6 protein-coding genes are annotated in these 7011 nt (G+C 67.4%); all 6 read left to right on the top strand.

The window, feature by feature from the left end:
* The coding region (locus AC1DU6_RS15435) for a hypothetical protein (RefSeq protein ID WP_477858117.1) at positions 1 to 708 on the top strand (708 nt) is incomplete at its 5' end.
* A 69-nt stretch (positions 709 to 777) separates the two neighbouring features.
* Entirely contained in the window at positions 778 to 1818 is a 1041-nt protein-coding gene (locus AC1DU6_RS15430) for a hypothetical protein (protein WP_477858115.1), read from the top strand.
* A 156-nt stretch (positions 1819 to 1974) separates the two neighbouring features.
* The gene (locus tag AC1DU6_RS15425; RefSeq protein WP_477858113.1) at positions 1975 to 3963 is read left to right on the top strand and encodes a S1 family peptidase; all 1989 of its coding nucleotides are present in this window, start codon (positions 1975 to 1977) and stop codon (positions 3961 to 3963) included.
* Between the two features lie 206 nt (positions 3964 to 4169).
* On the top strand, positions 4170 to 5603 hold the full coding sequence (nirK, locus tag AC1DU6_RS15420; RefSeq protein WP_477858111.1) for a copper-containing nitrite reductase: 1434 nt from the start codon (positions 4170 to 4172) through the stop codon (positions 5601 to 5603).
* Positions 5603 to 6343 (top strand): formylglycine-generating enzyme family protein, encoded by a 741-nt coding sequence (locus AC1DU6_RS15415; RefSeq protein ID WP_457321488.1) that lies wholly within the window; start codon positions 5603 to 5605, stop codon positions 6341 to 6343. The genes nirK and AC1DU6_RS15415 overlap by 1 nt, the downstream gene beginning before the upstream one ends.
* Complete coding sequence (locus AC1DU6_RS15410; RefSeq protein WP_457321489.1) at positions 6340 to 6903, top strand: SCO family protein; 564 nt, start codon at positions 6340 to 6342, stop codon at positions 6901 to 6903. Before AC1DU6_RS15415 ends, AC1DU6_RS15410 begins: the two co-directional genes overlap by 4 nt.
* Positions 6904 to 7011 lie beyond the last annotated feature (108 nt).

The raw sequence follows: 7011 nt of genomic DNA, 5'->3' as shown, positions 1-7011 counted from the left end.
GACCAGAAGGGCAGCGAGGCCAGGACGATGTTTCGCGCGCTGTTCATCGACGCCTATTTCATGCTCGGCGACTGGGGCCGCACCTGGGCCCACATCGAGCCGGCCATCGACGAGATCATCGCCATCGGTCAGCCGATGTCCATCGCCGGCATCGCCATGGCGGTGCTGGAGCCGATGGCGGTGCTGGGCCAGTGGCCACGCGCCGCGGCCCTGCTCGCGGCGCTGGACCACGATGCGCTGGCCCAGTCGCCGCAGGCTGGGCAGCCGGTCTGGCTGGCTTGCGCGGTGGGCGCGCTGCTGCGCGGTGAGGTGAGTGAAGCGCGAAGCTGGTTGCGGCGCCTGGGGCCGCCCGACGAACTCGAGAACCCACGTGTCCGGCAGCGGCTCGCGCTAGTGGACGCCCAACGCTGTTGCTGCGAAGGCGACCTCGCCGGCGCGCTGGCGCGGTTGCCCGACGACGACGCGCCGGGCATGAACGACGAACTGAGGCTGCGCATGCTGGCGGTGCGCTGCCGCGCCGGTGCCGACGCGTCACAGCTGGCTCTGGCCCGGGCGGTGCTCGATGACCCCCGCACCAACGCCACCGCCGCGCTGGAGCTGGCGCAGGCGCTGGGCGGCAAGGTGCTCGCAGCCCGGTTGGAACGCCTGGGCGCCAGCCTGGCCGACTGGCCCGAGATCCAGGCCAGCTTGCGCACCACCTGGCTCTGAACAGGCGCGCCGCAACGGCGCGGCAACGGCCGCGTTCTACCGTGGCGGCACCGCATCTCGGAGCACGCCATGAAACTGATCGCATTCCCGATGGCCGGCCTGCCGGCCGGCAGCGCCCAGACCGACAACGGCATCGACTGGACCGTGGCTGCGGTCGTGCCTGAACCGTGGCTGGTGGGCAGGCTGGCCCGGCGCCGGCTGACAACACGCAGGGCGCCGTTACTGATCAGATGCGCACGACTTGCCGCGGCGGCCTCATTGCTGACCCTGTCGCTTTCAGCGACGGCGGCCGGTGTCTTTGTGGAGGCGCTCCTGCTCACGCAAAGTGCCGACAACGTCATCACGACCGGCTCCTGCACACCCGGCAGCACCGCTTCTTTCGAGTGCGTGGGGTTCGGTCGGTTCATCGGGCTCGGCTCGCCAACGACAGACACCGGCACTGTGACCCATCTGCGTTCGGTATTCGACGCCGGCAACGTCTCGCAGGTGCCAAACTTCGTGATGAACGCCAGGGCACGCGCATTCGCATCCTTCGGCCAACTGCACGCGTCCACCTTCGTCCAGATTCAAGGTGCGGGCGGCAACGACGTCTCCATCGGTGGACGCGCCACGGCGCAATTGACGGATCGCGTGACCATCAACTCGACCGTGCTGCCCGCCGGAACCCCCGTGTCGGTCAAGGTGTTGATGGACGTGAGCGGGCAAGGCGGCGGGCGGCTCTCCTTCGGCATCAACCAGTTCAATCAAAACGTGGACGTGTCGGACGATTTCGGCGGCGACGCGTTGAAGGACTACGAAACGACCTTCTCCGCCAAAGTGGGTGAAAAGGTCAGCGTCACCTATGGGCTCGTGGCCTTTACGCGAATGTTTTCCAACGGCTGGGGGCCAGGCGATGTGCTCAATGGGCGCAACAACAGTGCCGACTACGGCAACTCCGCCTACCTCTACATGGGCGGCCTGGACCCCGCGCTGGGCATCACGCTGCAAAGCGACAGCGGCTTCACCTACGCCGTGCCATCGGCGGTGCCCGAACCTGTCGCGGCATGGCTGCTGCTGATCGGGCTGCCTGTGCTGGCGTGGCGAACTCGCAGGCCGAATCGTCGCGTTTGAAGGGCGTGGCGCGGGGTGCCGGGCCGACAGGCACAAGTCAGGCACCCGTCAGGCACTTCATCCTTCTTCACCCGCTCGATACCAGCCGGCAGCCTGCCCACCGCAGCATCCCTCGGCGGCCCAGCCTTCTTCGGGCCGTCACCAGAAGGGAGGCGTATGCAAAAGTCATTGATAGCGGCGGCTCGCATCGGCGGGGTTGTGGTTCTCGCTTTGCAGCTCTGCGTCGGCGCGTGCGCGGCGCCGCTGGAGGCCGGCATCCAGCGCAAGGTGCGCGAGGCGACCTTTGAAGTCGTCCTGCCCAAGCCGGCCCAGGAGTCCGTCACCTACGACAAGCCCTGGCAGGAGCTGATTCCCTACCAGCTGCGCTCCGACAAGTACGTGTCGATAGGGACTGCCTTCGCCATCGGCCCGAACCAGTACGCCACGGCGATGCACGTGCTGATCGCAGCGTTCGGCGACTCGCGCGGCGAGCCGATGTTGCGCGACGCGGACGGCAAGCTCTATCCGATCGCGCAGATCACCAAGGGCTCTATCGACCAGGACTTCGCGGTGTTCACGCTGGCCAAGCAGCCGGATCGTTCCGCCTTCCTGGAACTGAATGACAAGCCTGAGCTCAACGAGACGGTCTACGCCGTCGGCAACGCACTCGGCGAGGGCGTCGTCATGCGGGAAGGGAACTACACGTCGGACACGCCGGAAGACGAGAGCGGGCGCTGGAAGTGGATGCGGTTCTCCGCGCCGATATCGGGCGGCAACAGCGGCGGACCGCTGATCGACGCCAAGGGCAGCGTGATCGGTCTCGTGCGCGCCATGCGCACCTCCGAGAACACGCTGAACATTGCCGTTCCCGCCGCACTCGTAAAGAGCGCGCCAGACCACCTGGTGAGCGTGGATTCGCGCGCCGTCGCCGGCTTCGCCGTCTTCGACAAGACGCGGTCGGGACGATTCAAGACGGACATCACTGCGCCAAAGAGCTTCGCCGAGCTGTCGGCGGCCTACATGAAGGCGGCGGACGAGTTCAATACGGCGCAGCTGCGCGGGCTGCTCGCCGACAACGCGAACGAGACTTTCCCCCGCGGCAGCGGCAGCGAACGGCTGCTTCACGGCCTCTACGAGCGCAGCGCGCCCGCCATCGTCGTGCAGAACGGCAACGGCAACTGGATCTTCACTCAGCCGAGCTACACGCGGCTCGATCTTGGCCGCGAGGGCTGGCAGGACTCGGCCAACTTCAAGGGATACCTCGTGTTCCACCGGCACAAGCCGAACAACGTCAATCAGGCGAAGTGGTATTCGGACGCCCAGATGGCCAGGGAGGTGGTGCTCAAGGCGTCCCCGGCCACGATCCACATCAATGCCGAGAATGCCAAGATCGTTTCAATGGGCGCTCCGACCGAGGACACCCTCTTCACCGACTCCTGGGGCCGGGTCTGGCAAGTGCGCGCCTGGCACATCACCACCTGGTTCGGCAGCGACTGGCTGGTCGAATTCGACCTGCCCGTGCCCGACGGTACGGTCGGTTTCGAGAGCAGGGTCTCCACGCTGGGGCGCGATTTCCAGATCGAGCGGRTGAAGCTGCTGACCGGCTTCTTCGCGGCGTCCTACGAAGGAAAGCTCTCGCAATGGGACCGCTTCCTGTCACAGCGGGCCCTGCTGCCCAAGCCGCTGGCGGCATCGGTGCTGCATATCGACTTTGGCCGCAGCTTCGCCTTCGACGATCGCCGCTTGGCTTTCAGCTACGGGCCCGAGTTGCAGAAGATCGATCAGGACGGCCGCCTGCGGCTGGACTTCGCATTCACCCGTGACGCCGCGGATGCCCAGTTGGGCATCGCAGGCATCGTGGCCTACAACGCCGACGAGAAGACCGAGATCGACGTCTTCCGCCATGGGACACCCGCAGAGGCCGGGAGCGAGGCCGCGAAGACGGAATGGCGCAAACGGCTTCATCACGCCCATCCCTACGACGGCGTTGCGCTGACCGCGAACGACCGGCAAATGATCAGCACGATCTATGGCGTTGCGGATGCCCAACCGGCCCCGGACGTCCTCTACACCTTCCAGTACCGGGCCGAGACCGGAACGCCGCAGGACCGGATGAAGGCCAAGCTCGACCTGCTGATGCAACAGGCGAAGGTCAACGAGCGCTGATCGGGCGGCGGTACGCTCGCCCGACCGAACCGCGACGGCACGATGGCCGCGAGGATGACGAGGGCGAGAAGGCGGAGGGCCGCTCGCACGGCGGGATGTGGTTGAGTTGATGAGATGCACAGCCCCCTGCTGCCTCGCTTGATCCAGCGCAAGGCCGCACCTACCTGTGCTGCCTAGCATGGCCCGAACCACAACGGAGACCCGCCATGCTGCTGCGCCTGCTTCTGCTCGCCGCGATCACCACGTCCACGCTGGCTCAGGGCGCACCCGCTCTGCCAGTTGTACAGGCTCAGCTGACCAGCCCGCCCTTCGTGCCGCCACCGACCGGGCGCAAGTCGCCGGCCAAGGTGATCGTCGAGCTGGAGGTCGTCGAGAAAGACATGCCCATCTCGGAGGGCGTCAGCTACACCTTCTGGACCTTTGGCGGCACCGTGCCGGGCAGCTTCATCCGCGTGCGCCAGGGCGACACGGTGGAGTTCCACCTGAAGAACCACCCGAGCAGCAAGATGCCCCACAACATCGACCTGCACGGCGTCACCGGCCCCGGCGGCGGCGCGGCATCCAGCTTCACGGCGCCGGGCCATGAATCGCAGTTCACCTTCAAGGCCCTCAACGAAGGCATCTACGTCTACCACTGCGCCACCGCGCCGGTGGGCATGCACGTGGCCAACGGCATGTACGGCCTCATCCTCGTCGAGCCGCCCCARGGCCTGCCCAGGGTGGACCATGAGTTCTACGTCATGCAGGGCGACTTCTACACGACCGGCAAATACCGCGAGAAGGGCCAGCAGCCCTTCGACATGGAAAAGGCCATCGCCGAGCAGCCGACCTATGTGCTGTTCAACGGCGCCGAGGGCGCGCTGACCGGTGACAAGGCGATCAAGGCCAAGGTGGGCGAGAGCGTGCGCCTGTTCGTCGGCAACGGCGGCCCCAACCTGGTGTCGAGCTTTCACGTCATCGGCGCCATCTTCGACAACGTGCGCTTCGAGGGCGGCACGCTGGCGCAGAAAAACGTGCAGACGACGCTGATCCCCGCCGGCGGCGCGGCCATCGTCGACTTCAAGGCCAAGGTGCCAGGCAGCTATGTGATGGTCGACCACTCCATCTTCCGCGCCTTCAACAAGGGCGCGCTGGCCATCCTGAAGATCGACGGTCCCGAGGACAAGAGCATCTATTCCGGCAAGGAGGTCGACTCGGTCTACCTGGGTGACCGCGCCGCGCCCAACCTCGGCGCCGTGACCACCGCCACCGCGGCCGCCGCGGGCGGCACCTTGACGGCCAAGGACCAGATCGCCGCCGGCCAGGCGCTGTTCGCCGGCACCTGCTCGGTCTGCCACCAGGCCAACGGCGCCGGGCTGCCGGGCGTGTTCCCGCCGCTGGCCAAGTCCGACTGGCTGGGACAGGACGCCAAGCGGGCCGTCGGCGTCGTGCTGCACGGCCTGTCGGGCAAGGTCAAGGTCAACGGCAAGGACTACGACTCGGTCATGCCGCCGATGAACCAGCTCAACGACGACGAGGTCGCCAACATCCTGACCTATGTGCTGAACAGCTGGGGCAATGCAGGCGGCAGCGTCTCGGCCGACGAGGTCAGGAAGCAGCGCGCCGCCAAGCCCGCCACCACCAACCAGGCAGCGCACTGATGGCCCTGGCCAGCGCGTTGTTGGGCCTGGCCGGCGCGGCCTATGTGGCCCTGCCGGCCGGCACGCTCAACAGCGTGCTGGCGCGCGACACCGACCGCGAGCCGACGCGCGTCGCGGCCTTCCAGATGCGCGAGACGCCCGTCACGCGTAGCGAGTTCGGCCACTTTCTGTCCACCCACACCGAATGGCAGGCCAGCCGCGCGCCTGAGGCCTTCGCCGGTGCCGGCTATCTGCGCCATTGGGCCGAAGTCAGCGCCGAGGCCGGCGGTGATGACACCCCCGTCACCGAGGTCAGCTGGTTCGCCGCCCAGGCCTATTGCGAGTCCGAGGGCGGCCGACTGCCGACCTGGTACGAATGGGAATACGCCGCCGCGGCCGACGCCACGCGCACCGATGCTCGCGGCGACCCGGCCTGGCTGGCGCGCATCCTGGGCTGGTATGCCCGCCCGGCCAACCGCGCGCTGCCAGCGGTGGGAGGCGCGGCAAACGTCTACGGCGTGCGCGACCTGCACGGCGTGGCCTGGGAATGGGTGGATGACTTCAACGCCCTGCTCGTCAACGCCGACAGCCGCAGCGCCAGTGACCCGGACCGGCTGAAGTTCTGTGGCGCCGGTGCCATCGACCTGCAGGACCGCCAGAACTACGCCGTGCTGATGCGCGTGGCGCTGCTCTCTTCTCTCAGCGCGGCCGACAGCACCGGCAGCCTGGGCTTTCGATGTGCTCGCGAGGTAAAGCCATGAAACGATTTCTGATCTGGGCCTGGCTGTCGCTGGCCGGCGCGGCCATGGCCGCCCTGCCCGGCGATTCGGTCTACCAGCTGGATGCCAGGCTGACCAACCAACAGGGCCAGGTGATCCGCCTGGATGGCGGACGCGGCCAGCCGGTGCTGGTCAGCATGTTCTACACCTCCTGCCAGTTCGTCTGCCCGATGCTGATCGACGCGGCGCGCGACACCGAGGCGGCTCTGACCGAGGCCGAGCGCCGGCGCGTGAAGGTGCTGCTGATCAGCTTCGACCCGGCGCGCGACACGCCGGCCAAGCTGGAAGCCATGGCCAAGGAGCGTGGGCTGGACGCCTCGCAATGGACGTTGGCCCGCACCGACCCGGCCACGGTGCGCAAGATCGCCGCGCTGCTGAAGTTCCAGTACCGCGCCCTGCCCGACGGAGAGTTCAATCACAGCGCCGAGCTCATCCTGCTCGACGGCGAAGGCCGCATCACGGCGCGCACCTCCATGCTGGCCGGCGCGGATGCAAACATGGTCAACGCGATCCGCAAGCAGGTGGCGGCGCGCCAGCCCTGACCGTCAACGGCGGCGCGTCGACACCACGAAGCGAACCAGCCGGCGCTGCGCGTCCGCCGTAACGCCAAAGGACAGCGTGCCCCACTCCCGCTCGTACACCAGATAGAC

The sequence above is a fragment of the Roseateles sp. P5_B10 genome (genome assembly GCF_056400485.1).
Note: the sequence above shows the minus strand (reverse complement) of the source record. Positions and strands in the feature narration are given on the sequence as shown.